Origin of the sequence: Streptomyces sp. NPDC051315, assembly GCF_044455165.1 — a bacterium.
Taxonomy (GTDB): domain Bacteria; phylum Actinomycetota; class Actinomycetes; order Streptomycetales; family Streptomycetaceae; genus Streptomyces.
This window is the reverse complement of sequence record NZ_JBITEN010000020.1, coordinates 147,585-168,735: the sequence shown is the minus strand read 5'-3', so window position 1 is coordinate 168,735 and position 21,151 is coordinate 147,585. Positions and strand designations below refer to the sequence as shown.

Sequence of the window (21,151 nt, the reverse complement as noted above, 5' to 3'; positions counted from 1 at the left end):
TTGCGGCCCTTGCGGAACGTCGTCCCGATCGGATGGATCGGCGGCAGGTAGACCACGTCGAAGCCCATCGCGGCGATCGCGGGCAGCCGCCGGGCCGCCGTGCGGAAGGTCCCGTGCGGACGCTCCGCCGTGCCCTCGGAACGCGGGAAGAACTCGTACCACGAGCCGAACAGGGCCCGTTCCCGCTCCACGAGCAGGGGGACCGGGGCGCTCGCGGACACGAACTCCCGGAAGGGGTGGCGGGCGAGGACCTCGGCCACCTCCGGTGCCAGCGCGGCGGCGTACCGCTCGGACACCGGCAGCGAGTCGTCGAGCAGCTTCCTCGCGGCCTCCCGCACGACCGTCCGGGCCGGTCCGCGCGGCACGCGGGCGGCGGCCCGTTCGTGGAGCAGGCCGCCCTCCTCGAGGACGAGACCCGTGTCGATGCCCGCCGGGATCTTGATCTCCGCCTCCCGGCGCCAGGTCGTCACGGGGTCGCTCCAGGCCTCCACCGTGTACGTCCAGCGGCCCGCCTCGTCGAGCGTCACGTCGGCGCCCCAGCGGTCGGTTCCGGGAGCGAGTTCACGCATCGGCGTCCACGGTCCACGGCGGCCGTCGGGGCTCTTGAGGACCACGTTCGCGCCGATGGCGTCATGGCCCTCGCGGAACACCGTCGCGGTGATCGGGAACGTCTCCCCGCTCACGGACTTGGCCGGTCGCCTGCCGCACTCCACAAGCGGCTGGACGTTCCGTACCGGGATACGGCCGATCGCCTTCGTGGACCTCACGCTGCACCTCCGCTGTACCGAAACACGTGTCTGAAAACGGCTTGGGGGCGCCCGCCGTCGGATGCCGGATGGCCGGGGTGCGGGCGCTCCCTGCTAACGCTCGGCGGCCACACGCGGCACGGGTCGCGTCGACGCGACCCGTGCGACACCGTTCTTCCGCTTCGGCCCGCTCCGCCGGGGGCGGGTGTCCGCGACCCCGCGCAGATACTGCTCGGCGGCGTCGGCGGCCTCCCGCGCGCAACGCTTGCCCATCAGCACACAGAGGGTGTAACCGCAGTCCTCGAAGGTGGCGCGCACCGCGCGGTCGCCCGGGCACGCGAGCATCGCGCGCTCCCAGGCGCGGTAACTGCGCAGGCGTCTGGCTACTTCGGTCTTCGCTGGCAGCAGCATGGCGCTGTTCACCTTCCGGGAGTTCGAGAGGTACGTCGCCCCGCGACAAGCGGGTCGGCCCTGTAAGCAGAGGTGCGAAACCGTCAAACCTCCCGAGGCCTTCACTTATGGTGCACGGCCCACCACCCAACGTCCTGTTGGATCTTGGTCGTGGTGTGCTCGTGTTGCACGAATGGCGTAGCGGCCGCACTGTGGTTGTGACTCAGGAGCGATCAACGCTCACGCTTCGTGTTCGGGGTGCGGTCCGCGGACCGCCAACGAGCGGGAGCCTCGCCGGTGAGGAGCCAACGACGATGAAGACCGCAGTGCCCTGCTACTACCACCTCGACGTGGACGTGAGCCCGGAACGGGTCGGACAGGTCAGGCGCATTCTGGCCGCGCACCTCCGGTACTGGGACCTGGAGAACCTCGTCGAGCCCGTCTGCCGCGGTGCCGAGATGCTGCTGAAGGCCATCGACGAGCACGCCACGGACAAGCACACGTCGATCGAGATGTGGTGGAACCGCCAGCACCTCATCACCGCCGTCGGGGGCGACGACCGCGACCTGCGCCCGGACCAGGACCTGCGCGGCTGCCTGGAACACATCGCCGCGATGAGCGACGGCTGGGGCTGCTGCGCCACCGACAGCGGCAGCAAGGTCATCTGGTTCTCGCAGCGGGCCCGCGCCGGCGAACGCGTCCCGCTGGTCCCGACCACGCCGGAGCCGAAGCTGCGCGAGATGCTGCAGGTGCCGCGCGAACTGCCGGTGACGGCCCTGGCCGCCCCCGCGGACCAGGTCGACGGCGTCCTGGAGGGCACCCGGTGAGCTCGCGGACGAAGCGCAGCGCAGGGGTGCCCGTCTGGAGCGGGCACCCCTACCCGTTGGGTGCCGACTTCGACGGCGAGGGCACCAACTTCGCGTTGTTCAGCGAGGTCGCCCAGCGCGTCGACCTCGTCCTCGTCGACGACGACGGCAGCAGTCGCAGCGTGCCCCTGAGCGAGGTCGACGGCTTCGTCTGGCACGCCTATCTGCCCGGCGTCGTCCCGGGACAGCGCTACGGCTACCGGGTGCACGGTCCGTGGGACCCGGCCGCCGGACACCGCTGCAACCCGGCCAAGCTGCTCCTCGACCCGTACGCGCGGGCCGTGGACGGTCAGATCGACAACCACGCCTCCCTCTTCGAACGGGCGGGCGACCGGCCCGACCCGAAGGACAGCGCCGGGCACACCCTGCTCGGGGTGGTCACCGACCCGGCCTTCGACTGGGGCGACGACCGCCCACCGCGGCGCCCCTACGCCGACACGGTGATCTACGAGGCCCACGTACGCGGTCTGACCCGCACCCACCCCGACGTCCCGCCCGAGCTGCGCGGCACCTACGCCGGCCTCGCGCACCCCGCGGTGACCGACCACCTCACGTCGCTGGGCGTGACCGCGATCGAACTGATGCCGGTGCACCAGTACGTGCAGGACGGCGTGCTGCAGGACCGGGGCCTGTCCAACTACTGGGGCTACAACACCATCGGCTTCTTCGCCCCGCACAACGCCTACGCCGCCCACGGCAGCCGCGGGCAGCAGGTCGCCGAGTTCAAGGCGATGGTGAAGGCGCTGCACGCGGCCGGACTCGAGGTGATCCTCGACGTCGTCTACAACCACACCGCCGAGGGCAACGAGAAGGGCCCCACCCTCTCCTTCCGCGGCATCGACAACGCCTCGTACTACCGCCTGGTGGACGGCGACTGGTCGCACTACTACGACACCACGGGCACCGGCAACAGCCTGTTGATGCGCCACCCCTACGTCCTCCAGCTGATCATGGACTCGCTGCGGTACTGGGTGACCGAGATGCACGTCGACGGCTTCCGCTTCGACCTCGCGGCCACGCTCGCCCGGCAGTTCCACGAGGTGTCCCGGCTGTCGGCCTTCTTCGACCTGATCCAGCAGGACCCCGTGATCAGCCGCGTCAAGCTCATCGCCGAGCCGTGGGACGTCGGCGAGGGCGGCTACCAGGTCGGCAACTTCCCGCCCCTGTGGTCGGAGTGGAACGGCCGCTACCGCGACGCGGTACGGGACTTCTGGCGCGCCGAACCGGGCTCGCTGGCCGAGTTCGCCTCCCGGCTGACCGGCTCCGCCGACCTGTACGCCCACCACCGGCGGCGCCCGCGCGCCAGCGTCAACTTCGTGACCGCCCACGACGGCTTCACCCTGCGTGACCTCGTCTCCTACAACGACAAGCACAACCAGGCCAACGGCGAGGGCAACCGGGACGGCGAGAGCCACAACCGGTCCTGGAACTGCGGCGTCGAGGGCGAGAGCGACGACCCGGACGTACGGGAGCTGCGCGCCCGCCAGCAACGCAACCTCCTCGCCACGCTGCTGCTGTCGCAGGGCATCCCGATGCTCTGCCACGGCGACGAGCTGGGGCGCACCCAGCGCGGCAACAACAACGCCTACTGCCAGGACAACGAGGTCTCCTGGGTCGACTGGCGGCTCACGGGGGAACAGCGCGACCTGGTGGACTTCACCCGGCACCTCGTCGCCCTGCGCGCCGCCCACCCCGTCCTGCGCCGACGCCGCTTCTTCCGTGGTGAGACCGTGACGCACGCCGGGCAGCCGCTGCCCGACCTGGTGTGGCTGCTGCCGGACGCGCGCGAGATGAGCGACCGGGACTGGCAGCGCTCCGACGCGCACTGCGTCGGCGTCTTCCTCAACGGTGACGCCATCGCCGAACGCGACCCACAGGGCCGGCCCGTCGTCGACGACTCCTTCCTGCTGCTGTTCAACAGCTACTGGGAGCCCGTCGTCTTCCGGCTGCCCGGTGCCGAGTACGGGGAGCGCTGGACGGTGTGCGTCGACACCGTGGCAAGCGACGGCGGCCCGGACGAGGCCGAGTACAAGGCGGGCGACGCGGTGACGGTCGAGGCCCGCGGCCTGGTCGTGCTGTCCCGCCCCCCGAAGCGCTCGGAGTGAGGAAGGACGGCGGAGCGGGGTGCGGGACAGCTCAGAGGGAGGGGTTGCTCAGGGGGCTGCTCAGCGGTCCCGGTGCGAGGTCACCGTGAACTGGGCGCCGTCCGGGTCCCGCAGCACGGCCTCGTCGACGGCCTTGCCCAGCACGCTGCCACCGTGCCGCTCCGCGGCCCGCGCGCACGCCGCCACGTCGGCGACGGCGAAGTGGACCTGCCAGTGCGGCCGGATCGTCGGGTCGGGTGCCGCCTCCAGCGCACCCGACTCGATCCGGGCCACGATGTCGCCCCGGCTGCGCAGGACGACCTCTCCGCCCTCGTAGTGGACCTCGCAGCAGCCGGGCCGGTTCGAGGCCCAGTCGAGGATCTCGCCGTAGAAGATCGCGGAGTCGAAGGCGTCACGGGTGTGCAGCCGTATGAAGGTGGGGGCCGCCTGTCGCCAGGTCTCCCAGTTGCTGTTGAGCGCCCCCTCCCAGACGCCGAAGGTCGCGCCGTCCCGGTCGGCCAGCAGTGCCGCCCGGCCGGGTGGCAGGGAGATGGGGCCCACGGCGACCGTGCCGCCGCGCTCGCGGGCCCGCGAGGCGGCCACGTCCGCGCTGGGCACCGCGAAGTACGGTGTCCAGGCGACCGCCATCTGCCACATCGCGGCGACGGCGGCCACGCCGGCGACCGGGACGTCGCCGACCAGCGCGGTCCGGAAGTGGTCGCCGAGCCTGCCCCGGCGCCACTGCCAGCCGAGGACGGCCGTGTAGAAGTCCTGGGTGGTCTCCAGGTCGCGGCTGGTGAGGCTCACCCAGCAGGGTGCGCCGAACACGGAGTGCGTGGAGAGGACCTCCTTCGCACCGTGGGCAGATGTCGGATGATCGTTCATGGCACTCGCGTTCCTGCTCTCTCGGCGGTAGCCGGGGTCTTCCCCCAGTGTCCGGCCGGAACCGTCCACGGCGCCTGCCGAGAGACTCGACGGCACGATGGAGGAGTGCCACGAGTACCGCGCGGATCCGGCGGCGAAACGGACCGGACCGTCGGACTCCACAGAGAGGCCGACCAGCTCGGGGAGGCCGTCGCGCCGTGGTCGACCAGACGGTCGGTGCGGTCGTCGCCCTGGGGCGGATGACTCCGGACGGGGGATGGGCCGTGCCGCGGGAGTCTCCCCGCACACGAACGTCACACCGCGCCCTGTCGCGGAGACGTTCCTCGTCCGGGGGCGCACCGGGAACGTCCCCGGTCATCCGCGGGGAGCCGGCGGTGCTGGTCGACCGCCACGCCCCCTCCCGGAGGGGCGCGCCCCCGGTGGACCGCCGCGCGCGCCGAGCGCGGCCGCGCCCTCAGCGCACCTCGGAGACGACCTCGTCGCGCACGACCTCCTCGCGCAGTCGGGCGAAGCAGCCGCTCAGCAGCCGCGAGACGTGCATCTGGGAGATGCCGAGCTGTTCGGCGATGCTGCTCTGGGTCATCCCGCCGAAGAAGCGCAGGTACAGGATGGTCCGCTCACGCTCGGGCAGGGCGCGCAGACTGGGCGCCACGGCCACCCGGTCGACCACGGTGTCATAGCCGGGGTCGGGGTCGCCGAGGGCGTCCTCCAGTGCGTAGCCGTCGGTGCCGGGCATCTCGGCCTCCAGCGACAGCGCGGTGAAGCACTCCAGCGCCTCCATCCCGGTGCGCACCTCGTCCTCGCTCAGATGCGCGTGCTCGGCGATCTCGGCGACGGTGGGGGGCCGCCCCGGGGTGCTCTGGGACAGCTCCTTGGCGGCGTGCCGCACCCGGTTGCGCAGGTCCTGGACCCGGCGCGGCACGTGCAGCGTCCACATGTGGTCACGGAAGTGACGCTTGATCTCGCCGGTGATGGTCGGCACCGCGTACGCCTCGAAGGCGCGGCCTCGGTCCGGGTCGTAGTGGTCGACGGCCTTGACGAGTCCCAGGGCCGCCACCTGGTAGAGGTCTTCGAGGGCTTCGCCGCGCCCCCGGAAACGGACGGCGATCCGCTCGGCCATGGGCAGCCAGAGCCGGACCAGCTCGTCCCGGAGCGCCTGGCGCTCCGGCCCGTCGGGCAGCCGTGCGAGCCTGGCGAAGGACTCGGCGGTGTCCGGGGCGTCGTCGTGGGGGTGCTGCTTGGTTCTGACGGTGGAACGCATCACGCGCGCCTCCCTCAGGAGGGTGCCGGTGGATGGACGGACACCGTGGGACGCGCGCTCGGACCTGGCACGAAACACCCGGGGCCGGCCCTTCGACGGGATCCCACGGACGTGCCTCCTGTCCGAAGCACAGTGCTGCACATGCCCGCCGTGGTGGCTTTTGAAACAGTTGCGCTGTATTTGTCCACATTCTATGCGGCGACCGACGTGTCGGCCCCTCCTGCCGACATGCCGAGCCCCTCCCTTGACCCCTGACCTCTTCTTGGTGCCATTACCTCTGCTACAGAGATAATCTCGCGGCTGTGGACGAGGAAACCCTCCCGGAAGAGCTGGCCGACGCGCTCGTCGGTGTGCAGCGACTGCTCAGGCGCCGGCTGCGGGCCGGGCTGACCGCGCCGCACCTGCGGGGCGCCGAGGTCGAACTGCTGCGCCTCGTCGAGACCCGCCCCGGCATCGGTGTGTCGGACGCCGCCAAGGAGCTGTACCTGGCGGGCAACTCCGTGTCGACGCTCGTCAACCAGCTGGTCAGGGACGGCTACCTGGTCCGGGAGACCGACCCCGCCGACCGGCGAGCCGCGCGCCTGCTGCTCACCGGGGCGGCCGAGGCCCGGCTGCGGGACTGGAAGCAGCGGCGCACCGCGCTCGTCGGCCGGCACCTCGCCCGTCTCGACGCGGCCGACCAGGAGGCGCTGCGCGCCGCGCTCCCCGCCCTGCGCACCCTCGCCGACCATCTGCACGAGGAGGCCGAGGAATCATGACCACCACCATCGGCGACGCCGTCGCCTGCACCCGGCTCGCCTACGCCTTCGGGGCCGCGAAGGCGGTCGACGGGCTGGATCTGACCGTCCGCCAGGGCGAGGTCTTCGGTCTTCGGCTCCCACGCCCTCTATCCGGTCGACGTCATGCCGGGCTGGCTCCAGGCGGTCAGCAGGGCCAACCCCCTCAGCTACGAGGTGGACGCCCTGCGCGGCCTCCTCCTCGGCACACCGGCGCACCTCGCGCTGGACTTCGGGGTGCTGATCGCGGCCGCCGCGCTCGGCGTCACCGCGGCCTCCGCGCTGCTGGGACGACTGGCCCGCTGATCTTGCCCGGAGCCGCCGTTGGGACGTGATGTGCGGCACGCCGCCGATGCCGTGCCCGCGCCGCCGTGCACGGATCGTGCCTGCGCACGGCTTGATCAACGATCAAAAGGGGTGAATTCCCTGGCCACAGCGCATTCTGCCCATTTGACAGTGCACTGAGCACACGGATAGGAAGCAGCCCGAAGCAAGTCGAGAGGTGGACTGTGTACGAGCCGAACGTGGTCGGGGACTGGCACGAGTACGACGAGCACGCCGGTCTGCGGGTCCGCGTCCACCGCCTGGAGCGGGCCGAGCCGCCGCGCGGGCGCGACGACGCGGCCGAGGGCCTGACGTACTTCTGCCTGCGGGTGACCGTCGAGAACCGCGGGGAGCGCAGCTTCGGCGTCCACCTCGAGGACGGGCAGATGGACGTGCGGATCGGTCCCGACGGGGAGAGCGCCTTCATCGACTGGCGCAACTCCCAGTTCATCGAGGGCTTCGACGTCTACCCGCTGCGCCGCGCCACCGCCGTCCTGTACGCCGCCGGGCCGGAGGCCTCGCTGGGCCAGGTGGACGTCCAGATCCAGCTGCGCGTGGACGAGGAGTGGGCCGGGCGCCGGATGTGGGTGGGCGGCGTCGACCTGCAGGAGGGGACGGGCGGGGCCCCGGCCGGCACCGGCCGCGAGAGCCTGGCCCGTCAGGTGAGCAACTTCCTGCGGGACCAGGCCGAAGAGGGCACCGCCTGACGCCCCTCCCGCCCTGGCCGCCCCCGTCCGGGCGTCCGCGCCTGGCTGTCTCGCGGCCTCGGTGCGTCCCGCTTCGGTGTCTCCCGCCTCGGCGTGTCCGCCTCAGTGCGGGATGCCGTCGATGATCTCGCGGGCGCCCTGACGCAGCAGCGCGACGGCCACCGATGTGCCGAGCGTGGCCGCGTCGAGGCGGCCCGCCCACTCGTGGGCGTTGAGCCGGGTCTTGCCGTCCGGGGTGAACACGCAGGCCCGCAGGGACAGTTCGCCGCTGCGGTCCACGCGCGCGAACCCGGCGATGGGGCTGTTGCAGTGACCTTGGAGTACGTGCAGGAACATGCGCTCGGCGGTGGCCTCCCGATGGGTGGCCGGGTCGCCGAGCCCGCTGACGGCGTCGATGAGGTCGGTGTCGCCGTCGCGGCACTGCAGGGCGAGGATGCCCGCGCCGATCGGCGGCATCATCGTCTCCGGCGACAGGACCTCGCTGATCACGTCCGTCCGGCCGATGCGCTCCAGTCCCGAGACCGCGAGCAGCAGCGCGTCCGCCTCGCCCGCCGCCAGCTTCTCCAGCCGCCGGTTGGCGTTGCCCCGGAACGGCACGCACTCCAGGTGCGGGTGGGTCGCGGCCAGTTGGGCGACCCGGCGGACCGAGGAGGTGCCGACGCGGGTCCCGGACGGAAGCTCGTCGAGGGTGAGCCCGCCGGGGTGGACGAGGGCGTCGCGGATGTCGTCCCGCTGCAGGAACGCGGCGAACACCGTGCCCGCGGGCAGCGGCCGGTCCGCCGGGACGTCCTTCACGCAGTGCACCGCGAGATCCGCCTCGCCGGCCAGCAGCGCGGCGTCCACCTCCTTGGTGAACGCCCCCTTCCCCTCGACCTTGGACAGATCCCCCATCCACTTGTCACCGGTCGTCTTCACGGGGACGACCTCGGTGCGCACACCGGGATGCAGGACGGCCAACTCGGCGCGGACACGCTCCACCTGGGCCAGGGCCATGGGCGAGTCGCGGGAGACGATGCGGATGAGTTCCGGTACCGACATGCGGGACACGATAGACCCTGAGGGCGGTGGTCCGTGCCGTACGGTCACTCCCGCGCACCGCTCAGGACAGGGGCACACCGAGCACCGGCATCGTCCCCTCGCCGTGGCCGTGGGTGGCGTAGCGGCGTGTCGCGGCGCGCACCAGCTCGGTGAGGCGGGTGCGCCGACAGACGGTCCGCGAACGCCACCTCGTCGGTCCGCACGGCGGGGAGGCGTCCAGGGCGCACGGCACCGGCCGGCCGCGGGCGGCCGTGACTCGGCCACCATCGGGGCGTGGTCGGAGAGCCGGCCCAGCCGTTCCGGTCCGCGGGCGTCAAGCCGCTCGAAGGCCTCGTCGAGCCGTCCGCTCGTGTCGTTCGGATCGCTGCACCGGACGCTACGGTCCGGGTGGCGTCCCGGGACCGGGACCGGGGCCGGACCCGCGCACCGCTGGGGTCCTCCGCCCCGGGACCGATCCCGGTCACCGGCTCAGGCGTTGGGGTCGAAGGCGATCCCGGACGGCTTCGCCGACGCGAGGTGGCCGGCGAAGTTCGCGTCCTTCAGGCCGAAGTTGGCGCTGCCGAAGTTGTAGGCGCTCAACTTGTCCCGCAGGCCCGCCGGGTAGCCGTTCCAGCCGACCAGGGGCGGGTACTGCCAGGTCCCCTTGTGGTTCTCCGGGGGCTCGTCGCCCGAGCCGGCGAGACGGAAGCAGTGGGTGCTGATGCCGTCCTTGTGGTAGACGATCTTCGCGTGCGTGCCGTCGAAGCGGACCCCGGACGCCGCGGTGATGGTGAACGAGCCGTGGTTGGACGTCGAGACGTACTTCACCTGGTTGTTCTGCACCCAGACCACGACGTGCTCCCAGTCGTGGCGGTGTCCGCCGATGCTGCTGCCCGACAGGGCCTGGTCCTTCTCGAAGTAGAGGCCGTACAGGTAGGCGCACCAGCCGTTGTTGCACTTGTAGCGCGAGTAGCTGTTGGTGTTGTCCAGGTCGGAGGCGTCCCGGCAGTCGCCGCTGAGCGAACCGGTCGGGTTGAGGCCGCCGTTGACCGTGCCGTCCGGCCCGATCGCGGGGGTGGAGTAGCAGCCGTCCGTGTCGTAGTCGAACGCGGGCTGGTACGTCCGCTCGGCGGCCTCGGCGTTGGCCGGCAGCGCCTGGAGCGGGGCGGCGAAGGCGACGGTCGGGAAGGCGACGACGAGCGCGGCGGCACCGGCGAGACCGGTGAGCCATCTCCTGCGGTGTGCCTTCGACTTCGGTGACGACACTGCGTCCTCCTCTGGGTTGCGGGCGCAGCCCAACGGCTGTGGGGGAAAAGGCGGTTCAGCTTCCCCGGTTTTCACCACCGCGCCAAGAGGTCTCAGGCGTATCGGTGGTGAAGCGCAGCCCAATACTTGGGACGTGACGGCACATCACACGGGATTGTCCGGGATGTCGGCCGCGGACTCCTCGGGCGTGAGGTCGCTGCGCAGCCGCAGCCAGGACGGCTGGCGCAGCAGCCCGGCCCGCGTGCGGGCGCTGTAGCGGACCTCACCGACCAGCCGGGGCAGCACCCAGTGCGCGCCCCGCGCCGCCGGCACCGGGTCGAAGGGGCACGCGTCGGTCGTGATGGCCCGCAGCAGTGCCGCGAGTTCCTCGCGCTCCGCCGCGCTCCAGCCGGTGCCCACGCTGCCGACGTACCGCAGGGCGGAGCCGGCCCGCTGGCCGACCAGGACGGCGCCGGGCAGCCCCGTGAGCCGGCCCTTTCCGGGCAGCCAGCCGCCGACCAGGACGTCCACGCTGCGCATGTTGCGGATCTTGATCCAGGCCCGGGAGCGCACGCCGGGCTCGTACACGGAGTCCAGCCGCTTGCAGACCAGGCCCTCCAGGCCGTGCGCGCGGGTCGCCTCGAGGGCCTCGCGCCCGTGCCCCACGAGCGCGCCCGGTGTCGACCAGCACGGCCCTTCCAGACCGAGCGCCTCCAACCGGGCCCGCCGCCGCAGATAGGGGAGCCGGACGAGGGAACGGCCACCCAGGTGCATGACGTCGAACAGCACCAGGTGGACGGGGGCCGTCGCCGCGAGGCGCGCCGCCCTGGCCGGTGCCTGCACCAGCCCCATCCGGGACTGCAGCATCTGGAAGTCGGCGCGACCCTCCTCGTCCAGCGCGAGCACCTCCCCGTCCAGCACGGCGGGCGTCGGGCCCAGCGCAGCGCCCAGCGGACGCAGTTCGGGATAGGCGGCGGTGATGTCCTCCCCCGAGCGGGCCCGCAGGACGACGCCGCCGTCCCCGGCGAGGTAGACCACCGCCCGCTGCCCGTCCTGTTTGGTCTCGTAGGCCCAGCGCGCGTCCTGCGCCGCGGGCGGGAGGGTGCCGGGGGTGGCGAGCATGGGGGCGATCAGCGGCAGGGTCACGGGGGAGTTCTCGACGAACCCGGCCCACGCCACGCCCGCCGTCCGGGGGTTTCCCCTGAACGGAGGGGAGGAGACGCGGTCGACGGAGTGCCGGTGGGCCCCCGGATGGGCGGACCGATCCCCGGTGCGGACCCGTCGTCACCGGACCGCGGTCCGCGGGGCGCGGTCCGGTGGTCCGCGGTCCGGTGGGCCGGCTCGCCGTCACCGTCGTCCGCCCCACGCCGCCACCCGCTCGCCGTCACCGCGCGCCCCGATGCGTCCCGACGGGCCCCGACGGACCCCTGACGGGCGGCGACGGGTGCCGCGGTGAGCGGGCGGCCGGTGGCGGGCAGTGGGCAGTGGGCCGTGGGCGGCTCGGGTCGGCTCACCCCTCGTCGTCGTCCAGGGTGACGACGACCTTCTCCGCCGCGCCCGGTGTCAGCGCGAACTCGAACGCCCGGTCGGCCTGGGCGAAGGGGACGCGGTGGCTGATGAGCTTGGCGAAGCGCTCCTGGTGTTCCACCAGGTCCGGGGTCACCTCGAAGATCTCGGTGGGGTAGCCCTGCGAGGCGACGAGGGTCAGCTCGCTGCGCAGCATGCCACCGAGGTCGATCTCGGAGCCCGGCTTCTGCACCGCCACCATGACCAGCTTCGCGCCCCACTTCGCCGACCGGACCACGGTGTCGAAGACGACCGGGACACCGGCGGCGTCGATGAAGATGTCGGTGCCCGGCCGGGGCTGGCCGAGCGCGTTGGCGCTCCGGCCGTGCAGTTCGGTGAGGCGCTCGGCCACGTCCTCCTGGGCCGAGTCGATGACGGCGTCCGCCCCCACGGCCAGTGCCTTCTCCAGCCGGGAGGGGATGACGTCGGCCACCACCACGTGCTCGACGCCGCGCAGCTTCAGCCAGATCGCGGCGCCCAGACCGATCGGCCCGGCGCCCAAGACGACGACCTTGTCGCCGGGCTTCGCCTCGGAGCGGTTGACGCAGTGGCGGGCCGTGGCGGGCCACGGCCATCGGTTCGTTGAGCGAGGCGACGTCGAAGGGCACGGTGCCGGGGAAGACCGCGACGCTCCTGCCGACCTCGGCGTTCTCGATGAGCAGGTACTCGCTCATGCCGCCGTACCGGCCGCCGCAGCCGATGATGCCGGTCGGGGCGTCCTGGGGGTTGACCACCACGCGGTCGCCCACCCGCAGGCCGTCCACCTCGGCACCGACCTCGACGACCTCACCGGCCGGCTCGTGGCCCAGGGCCACCGGGACCAGGTCGCCGCCCAGATGCGCCCGGGCCGGCATGCCGCCCATGTGCAGGAAGGTGACGTCAGTGCCGCAGATGCCGCAGGCGCGGATCCGGACGAGCGCGTCCCCGGGCCCGGGCACGGGGCGCTCGACGTCCACGACCTCGATCCTGCCGGCCCCGCCGGTCCGGACGGACTTCATCATGCTCATAGGAGGGCCTTTCGGTGGGTGCGACGGAGGTCTACCGTGTTACTTGAGTTAGGCAAACACATGTGGATTACTTGAGTCAAGCAAGTGATAGTGAACGGTCTCGTGGATGAACGCCCACACGACGGAGCAGCCGTCTTCTGTCCGCGGCGCGGGGCAGCGCGTCCTGATCGTCGCCGGCGAACCGGGTGTCGCCGAACTGCTCGCCACCACGCTGGAGTTGGCCGGTTACCGGATCGGTCTCACGGGCAGTCTGGCCGAGGCGCTGGCGCGGCTCGACGCGCACCGCTTCGATCTCGTGGTCGCCGACACCGCCTTACCCGACCTGGCAGCGGTCGACGGCGAGCGCCGCCCGGTCGTCGCCCGACGGCCGCCGGTCCTCTACCTGACCGCCTGTGACTCGCTCGGCCGGCTGCTGCCCGAACTCGGCCCGGGTGAGACGGACTACGTCACCAAGCCGCTGCGGGTGGCCGAGGTCCTGGCTCGGATGCAGGTCCTGTTGCGCGGCACGGTCCCCGGTGGTCCGGGCCGCTCTCTGTGCTATGACGACCTCGCCCTGGACGGCACCCTCTGCCGGGCCCGGCGCGGCTGCCGTCCCCTCGACCTCACCCCCGCCGAGTACCGCCTGCTGCACCACCTCCTCGCCAACGCGCACCGTGTCCTGTCCAAGGAGCAGATCGGCCGGTACGTCTGGGGCGACTTCCACGGCGACAACGCGATCGAGCAGCTCGTCTCCCGGCTCCGGCGCAAGGTGGACCGCGACGCCCCGGCGCTCATCCACACGCGCCGGGGCTTCGGGTACTGGCTGGGGAGGGAGGGCGCAGGCTGAAAACGTACGGAGCAAACGCCCGGCACGTCGGTCCGCCGGGCGGAGGCGGGCGGCGTCGGGAGGTCGTCGAGCCGCCCGTCGCGCTGCCGGCGAACATCGGGACGGGGACGCAACTGCCGTGCCGGTGAGGCACGTTGGGGGAGAGTGTTGCTGATCCGCCCTCCGTGTCGGTCGATGTGATCCACGTCACGTCAGCTCTCCGACAGGAATCTGACCGGAAGGCGTCAGCCCGCTCTGTTTGCATGCGCTCACCGAGGCTTCGACCCCTTCCCCCGGCGCTCCGGCCCCACCGGAGCCCCCCACCACCGAGGAGAGCCATGGCCGACACCCTGACCGGCCCGGTACCCGAAACCCCGGGCGCCGTCCCGGAGTTCCCGATGCCCCGCGCGGACCGCTGCCCCTTCGACCCCCCGCCCGCGCTGAAGGACCTGCAGCAGCGGACCCCGCTGACCAGGGTCCGGCTGTGGGACGGCACCGAGCCGTGGCTCGTGACCCGCTACGCGCAGCAGCGGGCGCTGCTGGGCGACCCGCGGGTCAGCGCGGACACCGACCGCCCCGGCTACCCGACCAAGGCCTCACCCGAGGCGGGGGAGGGCAAGCTGAGCTTCATCATGATGGACGACCCGGAACACGCCCGGCTGCGCCGGATGGTGACGGCGCCGTTCGCCGTCAGGAAGGTGGAGGCCCTGCGGCCCGCCGTGCAGCGCATCGTCGACGACCTGATCGACGACCTGCTGGCCGGCCCGCGACCCGTGGACCTGATGGAGAGGTTCGCCCTTCCGATCCCGTCCCTGGTGATCTGCGAACTGCTCGGCGTGCCCTACGACGACCACGCCTTCTTCCAGGACAACACCAGGACGATGGTCCACCGGGACACCACCCCCGAACAGCGCGGCCAGGCCGCCCGGGACGTGGCCGCCTACCTCGCCGGGCTCATCGGCGAACGGCTCGCCGCCCCGCGCGACGACCTGCTGTCCGCCGTCGCCGGCCGCGTCACCGCCGGCGAGATCGACCACCGGCAGGCCACGGAGATGGCGCTGCTCCTGCTCATCGCGGGACACGAGACCACCGCCAACATGATCGCGCTCGGCACCCTCGCCCTCCTCCGGCACCCCGACCAGCTCGCCCTGCTGCGTGAGACCGACGACCCGAAACTGGTCGCCTCCGCCGTCGAGGAACTGCTGCGCTACCTGCACATCACCCACCTCGGCCGGCGACGCGCGGTCATCGAGGACATCGAGGTCGCCGGACAGGTCATCAAGGCCGGCGAGGGCGTCATCCTGGCCAACGAGATCGCCAACCGGGACCCGGACGTCTTCCCCGACCCCGACCGGCTCGACATCACCCGCGACGCCCGCCGCCACGTCGCCTTCGGCTTCGGCGTCCACCAGTGCCTGGGCCAGCCGCTGGCCCGCATGGAGCTCCAGGTCGTCTACGGCACCCTCTACCGGCGCGTCCCCACGCTGGCCCTGGCCTGCCCCCTGGAGGACGTGCGGTTCAAGCACGACGCCTTCATCTACGGCGTCCACTCGCTGCCCGTCACCTGGTGACGGTTCCCCTCCCGCAGACCGCACGACACCGAACGTGAAGAAGGGGAGCCCCATGCATCCCACCCAGCCCACTGAACCCGTGAGTCCCCTGACGGTGGAACTCGAAGCCGACAAGTGCGTCGCCTCCGGGCAGTGCGTCGTCGCCGCCATGCAGGTCTTCGACCAGGACGACGACGGTATCGCCGTCCTGCTGGCGGACCGGATCGGCCCCGAACTCGTGGACGACGTGCGCGAAGCCGTGGCGGTCTGCCCGGCCGCGGCCATCCGGCTGGTGGAGCGGTGAACCGGATCGTCGTCGTGGGCGCCTCGGCCGCCGGACTCGCGGCGGCCGAGACCCTGCGCCGCGAGGGCCACACCGGCGCCCTCACCCTCGTCGGCGACGAACCGCACCCGCCGTACGACCGGCCGCCGCTGTCCAAGCAACTCCTGGCCGCCGCATGGGAGGCGGACCGGCTGCCGTTGCGCCCGCCCGGCGACCTCGCCGCCCTCGACGTCGACCTGCGTCTCGGTGTCGCCGCCACCGGCCTCGACCTCACCGGCCGGACCGTGCGGCTCGCCGACGGCGCCGAGGTGCCCTACGACGGGCTGGTCCTGGCCACCGGGGTCCGGCCGCGCCGCCTGCCCGGGGCGGGAGCGCACGTGCTGCGCACCCTCGACGACGCGCTCACCCTGCGGGAGCGGCTCGCGCCGGGCCGCCACCTGCTCGTGGTGGGCGCCGGTTTCCTGGGCGCGGAGGCCGCCGCCGTGGCCCGGCGCCTCGGCGCCCGGGTCACGCTGCTGGAACCGGCGGCGGTGCCGCTGGCCCACGCCGTCGGCGCGCGGGTCGGGCGGGAGCTGGCGCAGGCCCACCGCGAGCGGGGCGTCGACCTGCGCTGCGCAGTCACCGTCACCGAGGTGACCGGGGAGGGCGTACGGCTCGGGGACGGCGAGGTCGTCGAAGCCGACGAGGTGCTGGTCGCGATCGGCTCGCTGCCCAACACCGACTGGCTGGCCGGCAGCGGTCTGACGGTCGGCGACGGCGTGGTCTGCGACGCGTACCTGGAGGCGGCGCCGGGCGTCTACGCGGCCGGTGACGTGGCCCGCTGGTACAACCCGCTGTTCGGCACGTCGATGCGGATCGAGCACCGCACCAACGCGGCCGAGCAGGGCATGGCCGCCGCCCGCAACCTGCTCGCCGCCCCCGGCGCGCGCACACCGTTCGCGCCGGTGCCGTACTTCTGGTCCGACCAGTACGAACTGAGAATCCAGGCGTACGGCTTCCTGCGCGGCCACGACGAGATGGCCGTCGTGGCGGGTGATCTCGCCGCCCGCGCGTTCGTGGCCGCCTACCGCACCGGCGACCGGGTGAGCGGGGCGCTCGCCGTCGGGATGCCGCCCCGGGTGCTCCGTCCGTGGCGGCGGGCGATCGCGGCCGGCGCCGCCTGGCACGAGGTGACCGCCGCCGCGTAGCGGAGCGCAGACAACGGAGGGGCGGGGTCCCCGGCGGCACCGGACGCTGGTCCCTGCGCTACGACACCCGCACCCTGCTCGTCTGCGGCGCGACCGCCCTGCTCACCGCCTGCGTCCTGGTGCTCGCCCTCGGCACCGGCGCGTACGCGCTGACCCCCGCCGAGGTCGTGCGCACCCTCGCGGGGAGCGGGCCGCCCGGCGCCGGGTTCATCGTGACCGGACTGCGGCTGCCACGGACCCTCGTCGCCGTCCTGTGGGCTTCGGGATGGGCCTGGCGGGTGCGGTGTTCCAGTCGCTGACCCGCAACCCGCTCGGCAGCCCGGACATCACCGGCTTCGGCAACGGGGCCTCGGCCGGCGCGCTCCTCGCGATCATCCTCTTCGACGCGGGCGCACCGCAGACGGCGCTCGGCGCGGGTGTGCGGCGGCCTCGCCACCGCCGCGGCCGTCTACCTCCTCGCCTGGAAGCGGGGCGTGCACGGCTACCGGCTCGTCCTCGTCGGCATCGGGGCCTCGGCGGTGCTCGGCTCGGCGACCAGCTTCCTGTACGTCCGCGCCGACATCGGCAGGGCGGCCCAGGCCGCGAGCTGGATGATCGGCTCCCTCAACGCCCGTGAGTGGACCGACGTGCGCATCGCCGCCCTCGGGCTGGTCGCGCTGGTCCCCGTCGTCCTGGCGTACGCCCGGCGGCTGACCCTGCTCGAAAGATGGGCGACGACACCGCCGCCGACCTGGCCACCCAGCGGCTCACCGGCTCGGCCCTGCTGCCGGTCGGTGTGGTGACCGGCGTGGCGGGCGGCGCGTACCTGGCGTGGCTGCTGAGGGGCGAGCGAGGAGCCGGCCGGCTGTGAACGCGGGAGCCGGTGCCGACCCCGCCGACCCGGCCAAGTTACTTGACTTACGCAACAAGATGGTAACGTGTGGCGCATGTCCAACGAACCGCTCCCCGCCTCTGCGGAAGTGATCGAGATCGAGCGCGCGCTCAACCGGATCACCTACCTGAGCACCCGTGCCCGCCAGCACGACCGGCTGATGGCGCTGGCCGGCGTCCCGCTGGACCGTGCCGCCGTGGCCCTGCTGCGGCAGGTCGCCGACTCCGAGCCGCTGCGGCCGGGAGAGCTGGCCCAGCGGCTGGGGGTGGAGGCCTCGCACGTGACGCGCACGGTGCAGCAGTTGCAGAAGTCCGGATACGTCACCCGGGTGCCCGACCCGGACGACGGCCGGGCCCAGCGGATCCAGCTCACCGACGCCGGCCGCGACGCCGTCGACCGGGTCCGGGACGCGGGTGCCCGCGGCATGCAGATGGCCCTGTCCGCGTGGTCCCCGGAGGAACTGCGCGAGCTCGCCACGCTCTTCCACCGCATGGTCGACGACTTCCTCTCCCACGCCGTCGACGAGGAGACCGACCAGCCGGCCGGACCGCGCGCCGACGGCGCCTGACGTCAGCGCCGCTCCAGCGCCCGCCCGGCGGGCGCGGGCTCCCGCACCCCCCGCAACAGGCACCCGGCCACCAGGGGCGGGACGACGAGCGGGGCCAGCCCCACCTGGAGGGACGTCGCGTCCGCCAGCGCACCGACCGCCGGGGCCACCACACCACCGACGCTCACCGCCAGCCCGAGGGTGACACCGCTCGCGGTCCCCACGCGCCGGGGCAGACAGTCCTGGCCCAGCGTCACATGCAGCGAGAACGGCACGTACAGTCCCGCCGACGCGAGCGCCAGGCACGGATACAGGGCGGGACCCGGCACGCACACCACTCCGGCCACCGCGACCACCGTCACCAGGTACGACCGGCGCACGACCGCGAGCCGCCCGTACCGCCCGGCCAGCCGGCTCCCGGCCAGCGTCCCCACCGCCCCGCCCGCGTAGAGCACACACAGGGCGGCCGTGCCGGCCGCCGCCCCTCCGCCGACGCGCTCACGGACGTACAGCGCGACGAACGCGCTCAGGCCGACGAAGACGATCGACCGGCACACCACGGCACCCGACAGCCGCAGGAACGACGCCCAGTCGTCGGCGCCCGCCCCCTCGGCCGCCGCGGCGCCCCGAGCACGGGCGCCCGGCGAGCGCACGGCGGCCGCGCACAGCACCGCCCCCGCCAGCCCGGGCGCGACCAGCAGCCACGTGGCCCGCAGACCTCCGCCGCCCACCACGGCCGAGACGAGCAGCGGCGCGAGCGCGAAACCCACGTTGCCGCCGAGCGCGAACCAGCCCATCGCCGTGTGCCGGCCGTCCGCGACGGCCCGCGCCGCCCGGGCGGCCTCCGGATGGTAGGCGGCGACACCGATCCCGGACGCGGCCACCGCCGCCAGGGTGAGCGCGTACGAGCCGCCCACCCCGCTCGCCGCGACGCCCGCCCCGGCGGCCAGCGCGCTCAGCGGCGGCAGCCACCACAGCGCCCACCGGTCGGTGACCACCCCGAACAGCGGCTGCGCCACCGAGGACAGCAGCGAGGCCGCCAGGACGATGCCGGAGGCGGCGGCGTACGAATAGGCGCGCTCGGCGACGAAGAAGGGGACCAGCGCGGCCACGGCCCCCTGGTACACGTCCACGCACGCGTGGCCCAGGGACATCAGGATGACGGATCGTTTCTCGGACACCCCGCGATCGTCGCGGGGGCGGCACCTGTCGCGCTTCCGGTAATCTGCCGCGTTGTGTCGCACATCCGCCACACCCCCGAGGCGCCGACCCGCACCCAGCTCCTCGCCGCGGGACAGCGCGTCGACGCCCACCGGCACGACGACCACCAGATCGTGTACGCGGGCTCCGGCGTCCTGGCCGTCACCACCGACGCCGGCACCTGGTTCGCGCCCGGCACCCGCGCCCTGTGGGTGCCCGCCGGCACCGTGCACGCCCACCGGGCCTACGGACACCTCGCCCTGCACCTCGTCGGCCTGCCCGCCGACGACAACCCGCTCGGCCTGGACGCCCCCACCGTCCTCGCCGTCAGCCCCCTGCTGCGCGAACTGATCCTCGCCCACACCCGCACGCCCGAGGACACGAGCCCCGAACGCGCCCGCCTCCTCGCCGTCCTGCGCGACCAACTGCGCGCCTCACCGCAGCAGCCGATGCGACTGCCCACCCCCACCGACCCCCGCCTCGCCGCGGTGTGCGCCCTGGTCCACGCCGACCCGGCCGACCAGCGCACCCTCGCCGCACTCGGCGCCGCGACCGGCACCGGTGAACGCACCCTCAGCCGCCTCTTCCGCCGTGAGCTCGGCATGACCTTCCCCCAGTGGCGCACCCAGTCCCGCCTGTACCACGCGCTGCGCCTGCTGGCCGACGGCACCGCCGTCACCACGGTCGCCCACCGCTGCGGCTGGTCCTCCGCGAGCGCCTTCATCGACGTGTTCCGCCGTTCCTTCGGATGTACGCCGGGCGCCCACCTGCGCCAGGTCCGGGACGAGACGTCCGGTCCGTCCTCGCCGTAGGTCTCACCGGCCCTGAGCTGCGGTCCAGTGGGAGGGCCCGCTGCGGGAGCGTTGCCTACCCTCCAGTAGGATCGCGCGCCAGGCCGTCAGAGGAGGAACCGTGTCCCGGTCCGAACGCTCACCCCTGCTGCTCGCGGGCCTGCTGGCCGGCGCCGGCATCGCCCACTTCGCCGCCCCGCGCACCTTCGACGCGATCGTGCCGCGGGCGCTGCCCGGCTCGGCCCGGACCTGGACGTACGCCAGCGGCGTCGCCGAACTGGCGCTGGCGGCGGGCGTGGCGCTGCCGCGGACCCGGAAGGCGGCCGCGCTGGCCACGGCGGCGTTCTTCGTCGGCGTCTTCCCCGCCAACGTCAAGATGGCCGTGGACTGGCGGCACCGGCCCACCCCGCTCAAGGCCGCCGCGATCGGCCGGCTGCCCCTGCAGGTGCCCCTCGTGCTGTGGGCCCGCAGCGTCGCCGAGCACGCCGGGAACGCGGAGGGACGCTCATGAGCAAGGCACCGCGGACCGGTGACGTGGTGGAGGACTTCGCGCTGCCGGACGAGACCGGGACGGTGCGCCGCCTCACCGAACTGCTCGCCGAGGGGCCGGTGGTCCTGTTCTTCTACCCCGCCGCCCTGACCCCCGGCTGCACCGCGGAGGCCTGTCACTTCCGCGACCTGGCCGCCGAGTTCGCCGCCGTGGGCGCCCGGCCCGTCGGCATCAGCGGCGACTCCGTCGACCGCCAGCAGGAGTTCGCCGGACGCCACACCCTCGGCATGCCGCTGCTGTCCGACGCCGACGGCGCGGTGCGGGAGATGTTCGGCGTGCAGCGCGGCTTCTCCTTGGCTCCCACCAAGCGGGTCACCTTCGTCATAGGGCAGGACCGCACCGTCCTGGACGTCGTCCGCAGCGAGCTGCGGATGAACACCCATGCCGACCGCGCCCTGGACGTGCTGCGCGCCCACCGCTCCTGACCGCCCCCGGCCCCGGTCCGCCACGGTCGGCGCGGCGGACCGAAGGGACCATTCCCGGGGCCGGTCCA

At 73.2% G+C, this 21,151-nt stretch carries 21 protein-coding genes and 3 pseudogenes; 14 read left to right on the top strand and 10 right to left on the bottom strand.

Annotated features, from left to right (window positions below):
• Positions 1-767 (bottom strand): maltotransferase domain-containing protein (locus ACIBBD_RS31725; RefSeq protein ID WP_399423008.1); only part of this gene is annotated, 767 nt, incomplete at its 3' end.
• 93 nt (positions 768-860) lie between these two features.
• Positions 861-1,157, bottom strand: a complete 297-nt coding sequence (locus ACIBBD_RS31720) for a DUF5133 domain-containing protein (RefSeq protein ID WP_399423007.1) — start codon at positions 1,155-1,157, stop codon at positions 861-863.
• Positions 1,158-1,450: 293 nt separating this feature from the next.
• Here ACIBBD_RS31720 and ACIBBD_RS31715 point away from each other — a divergent pair, with 293 nt between their 5' ends.
• Both ACIBBD_RS31715 and glgX read left to right on the top strand, forming a co-directional pair.
• Positions 1,451-1,963, top strand: a complete 513-nt coding sequence (locus tag ACIBBD_RS31715; RefSeq protein ID WP_399423006.1) for a pep a2 — start codon at positions 1,451-1,453, stop codon at positions 1,961-1,963.
• Entirely contained in the window at positions 1,960-4,107 is a 2,148-nt protein-coding gene (glgX, locus tag ACIBBD_RS31710; RefSeq protein ID WP_399423005.1) for a glycogen debranching protein GlgX, read from the top strand. Before ACIBBD_RS31715 ends, glgX begins: the two co-directional genes overlap by 4 nt.
• 60 nt (positions 4,108-4,167) lie before the next feature.
• On the opposite strand, the gene ACIBBD_RS31705 is transcribed toward glgX, so the two are convergent.
• Both ACIBBD_RS31705 and ACIBBD_RS31700 read right to left on the bottom strand, forming a co-directional pair.
• Positions 4,168-4,971, bottom strand: a complete 804-nt coding sequence (locus tag ACIBBD_RS31705; protein ID WP_399423004.1) for a VOC family protein — start codon at positions 4,969-4,971, stop codon at positions 4,168-4,170.
• A gap of 454 nt (positions 4,972-5,425) precedes the next feature.
• Complete coding sequence (locus ACIBBD_RS31700) at positions 5,426-6,232, bottom strand: RNA polymerase sigma factor SigF (RefSeq protein WP_399423003.1); 807 nt, start codon at positions 6,230-6,232, stop codon at positions 5,426-5,428.
• 302 nt (positions 6,233-6,534) lie between these two features.
• On the opposite strand from ACIBBD_RS31700, the gene ACIBBD_RS31695 reads away from it, so the two are divergent.
• The 3 genes and pseudogenes from ACIBBD_RS31695 (at position 6,535) to ACIBBD_RS31685 (ending at position 8,039) form a co-directional block, all read left to right on the top strand.
• Positions 6,535-6,990, top strand: a complete 456-nt coding sequence (locus ACIBBD_RS31695) for a MarR family winged helix-turn-helix transcriptional regulator (RefSeq protein WP_399423002.1) — start codon at positions 6,535-6,537, stop codon at positions 6,988-6,990.
• A gap of 111 nt (positions 6,991-7,101) precedes the next feature.
• A pseudogene (locus ACIBBD_RS31690) lies at positions 7,102-7,314 on the top strand (multidrug ABC transporter permease); the annotation flags it as partial.
• Positions 7,315-7,517: 203 nt separating this feature from the next.
• The gene (locus tag ACIBBD_RS31685; RefSeq protein ID WP_399423001.1) at positions 7,518-8,039 is read left to right on the top strand and encodes a hypothetical protein; all 522 of its coding nucleotides are present in this window, start codon (positions 7,518-7,520) and stop codon (positions 8,037-8,039) included.
• A 102-nt stretch (positions 8,040-8,141) separates the two neighbouring features.
• Here the strand turns inward: ACIBBD_RS31685 and hemC are convergent, their stop codons facing one another.
• From hemC to ACIBBD_RS31660, 5 genes and pseudogenes are all read right to left on the bottom strand, one after another.
• Positions 8,142-9,077 carry a hydroxymethylbilane synthase gene (gene hemC, locus ACIBBD_RS31680; RefSeq protein ID WP_399423000.1) on the bottom strand — a complete coding sequence of 312 codons (936 nt, stop codon included), beginning with the start codon at positions 9,075-9,077 and terminating at the stop codon, positions 8,142-8,144.
• Positions 9,078-9,545: 468 nt separating this feature from the next.
• Positions 9,546-10,322, bottom strand: coding sequence for an NPP1 family protein (locus ACIBBD_RS31675; RefSeq protein ID WP_399422999.1), 777 nt, complete (start codon positions 10,320-10,322; stop codon positions 9,546-9,548).
• Positions 10,323-10,466: 144 nt separating this feature from the next.
• The gene (gene ligD, locus ACIBBD_RS31670; RefSeq protein ID WP_399423015.1) at positions 10,467-11,423 is read right to left on the bottom strand and encodes a non-homologous end-joining DNA ligase; all 957 of its coding nucleotides are present in this window, start codon (positions 11,421-11,423) and stop codon (positions 10,467-10,469) included.
• A gap of 388 nt (positions 11,424-11,811) precedes the next feature.
• Positions 11,812-12,369 carry a zinc-binding dehydrogenase gene (locus ACIBBD_RS31665; protein ID WP_399422998.1) on the bottom strand — a complete coding sequence of 186 codons (558 nt, stop codon included), beginning with the start codon at positions 12,367-12,369 and terminating at the stop codon, positions 11,812-11,814.
• Positions 12,370-12,568: 199 nt separating this feature from the next.
• A pseudogene (locus ACIBBD_RS31660) lies at positions 12,569-12,865 on the bottom strand (alcohol dehydrogenase catalytic domain-containing protein); the annotation flags it as partial.
• Positions 12,866-12,980: 115 nt separating this feature from the next.
• On the opposite strand from ACIBBD_RS31660, the gene ACIBBD_RS31655 reads away from it, so the two are divergent.
• From ACIBBD_RS31655 to ACIBBD_RS31630, 6 genes and pseudogenes are all read left to right on the top strand, one after another.
• Complete coding sequence (locus ACIBBD_RS31655; RefSeq protein WP_399422997.1) at positions 12,981-13,700, top strand: response regulator transcription factor; 720 nt, start codon at positions 12,981-12,983, stop codon at positions 13,698-13,700.
• Between the two features lie 317 nt (positions 13,701-14,017).
• Positions 14,018-15,250 (top strand): cytochrome P450, encoded by a 1,233-nt coding sequence (locus ACIBBD_RS31650; RefSeq protein ID WP_399422996.1) that lies wholly within the window; start codon positions 14,018-14,020, stop codon positions 15,248-15,250.
• An 88-nt stretch (positions 15,251-15,338) separates the two neighbouring features.
• Entirely contained in the window at positions 15,339-15,533 is a 195-nt protein-coding gene (locus ACIBBD_RS31645) for a ferredoxin (protein WP_399423014.1), read from the top strand.
• Positions 15,530-16,699, top strand: coding sequence for an NAD(P)/FAD-dependent oxidoreductase (locus ACIBBD_RS31640; protein ID WP_399422995.1), 1,170 nt, complete (start codon positions 15,530-15,532; stop codon positions 16,697-16,699). The genes ACIBBD_RS31645 and ACIBBD_RS31640 overlap by 4 nt, the downstream gene beginning before the upstream one ends.
• 53 nt (positions 16,700-16,752) lie before the next feature.
• Positions 16,753-17,549 (top strand): annotated as a pseudogene (locus ACIBBD_RS31635) (FecCD family ABC transporter permease).
• Between the two features lie 76 nt (positions 17,550-17,625).
• Entirely contained in the window at positions 17,626-18,138 is a 513-nt protein-coding gene (locus ACIBBD_RS31630) for a MarR family winged helix-turn-helix transcriptional regulator (RefSeq protein WP_399422994.1), read from the top strand.
• Between the two features lie 2 nt (positions 18,139-18,140).
• Here ACIBBD_RS31630 and ACIBBD_RS31625 read toward each other — a convergent pair whose 3' ends face one another.
• Complete coding sequence (locus tag ACIBBD_RS31625; RefSeq protein ID WP_399423013.1) at positions 18,141-19,271, bottom strand: MFS transporter; 1,131 nt, start codon at positions 19,269-19,271, stop codon at positions 18,141-18,143.
• An 81-nt stretch (positions 19,272-19,352) separates the two neighbouring features.
• On the opposite strand from ACIBBD_RS31625, the gene ACIBBD_RS31620 reads away from it, so the two are divergent.
• The 3 genes from ACIBBD_RS31620 (at position 19,353) to ACIBBD_RS31610 (ending at position 21,083) form a co-directional block, all read left to right on the top strand.
• Positions 19,353-20,129 carry an AraC family transcriptional regulator gene (locus ACIBBD_RS31620; RefSeq protein ID WP_399422993.1) on the top strand — a complete coding sequence of 259 codons (777 nt, stop codon included), beginning with the start codon at positions 19,353-19,355 and terminating at the stop codon, positions 20,127-20,129.
• Between the two features lie 100 nt (positions 20,130-20,229).
• A complete protein-coding gene (locus tag ACIBBD_RS31615) occupies positions 20,230-20,619 on the top strand; it encodes a hypothetical protein (RefSeq protein WP_399422992.1) in 390 nt (129 codons plus the stop codon).
• Positions 20,616-21,083 (top strand): peroxiredoxin, encoded by a 468-nt coding sequence (locus ACIBBD_RS31610; RefSeq protein WP_399422991.1) that lies wholly within the window; start codon positions 20,616-20,618, stop codon positions 21,081-21,083. Before ACIBBD_RS31615 ends, ACIBBD_RS31610 begins: the two co-directional genes overlap by 4 nt.
• Positions 21,084-21,151: the final 68 nt, after the last annotated feature.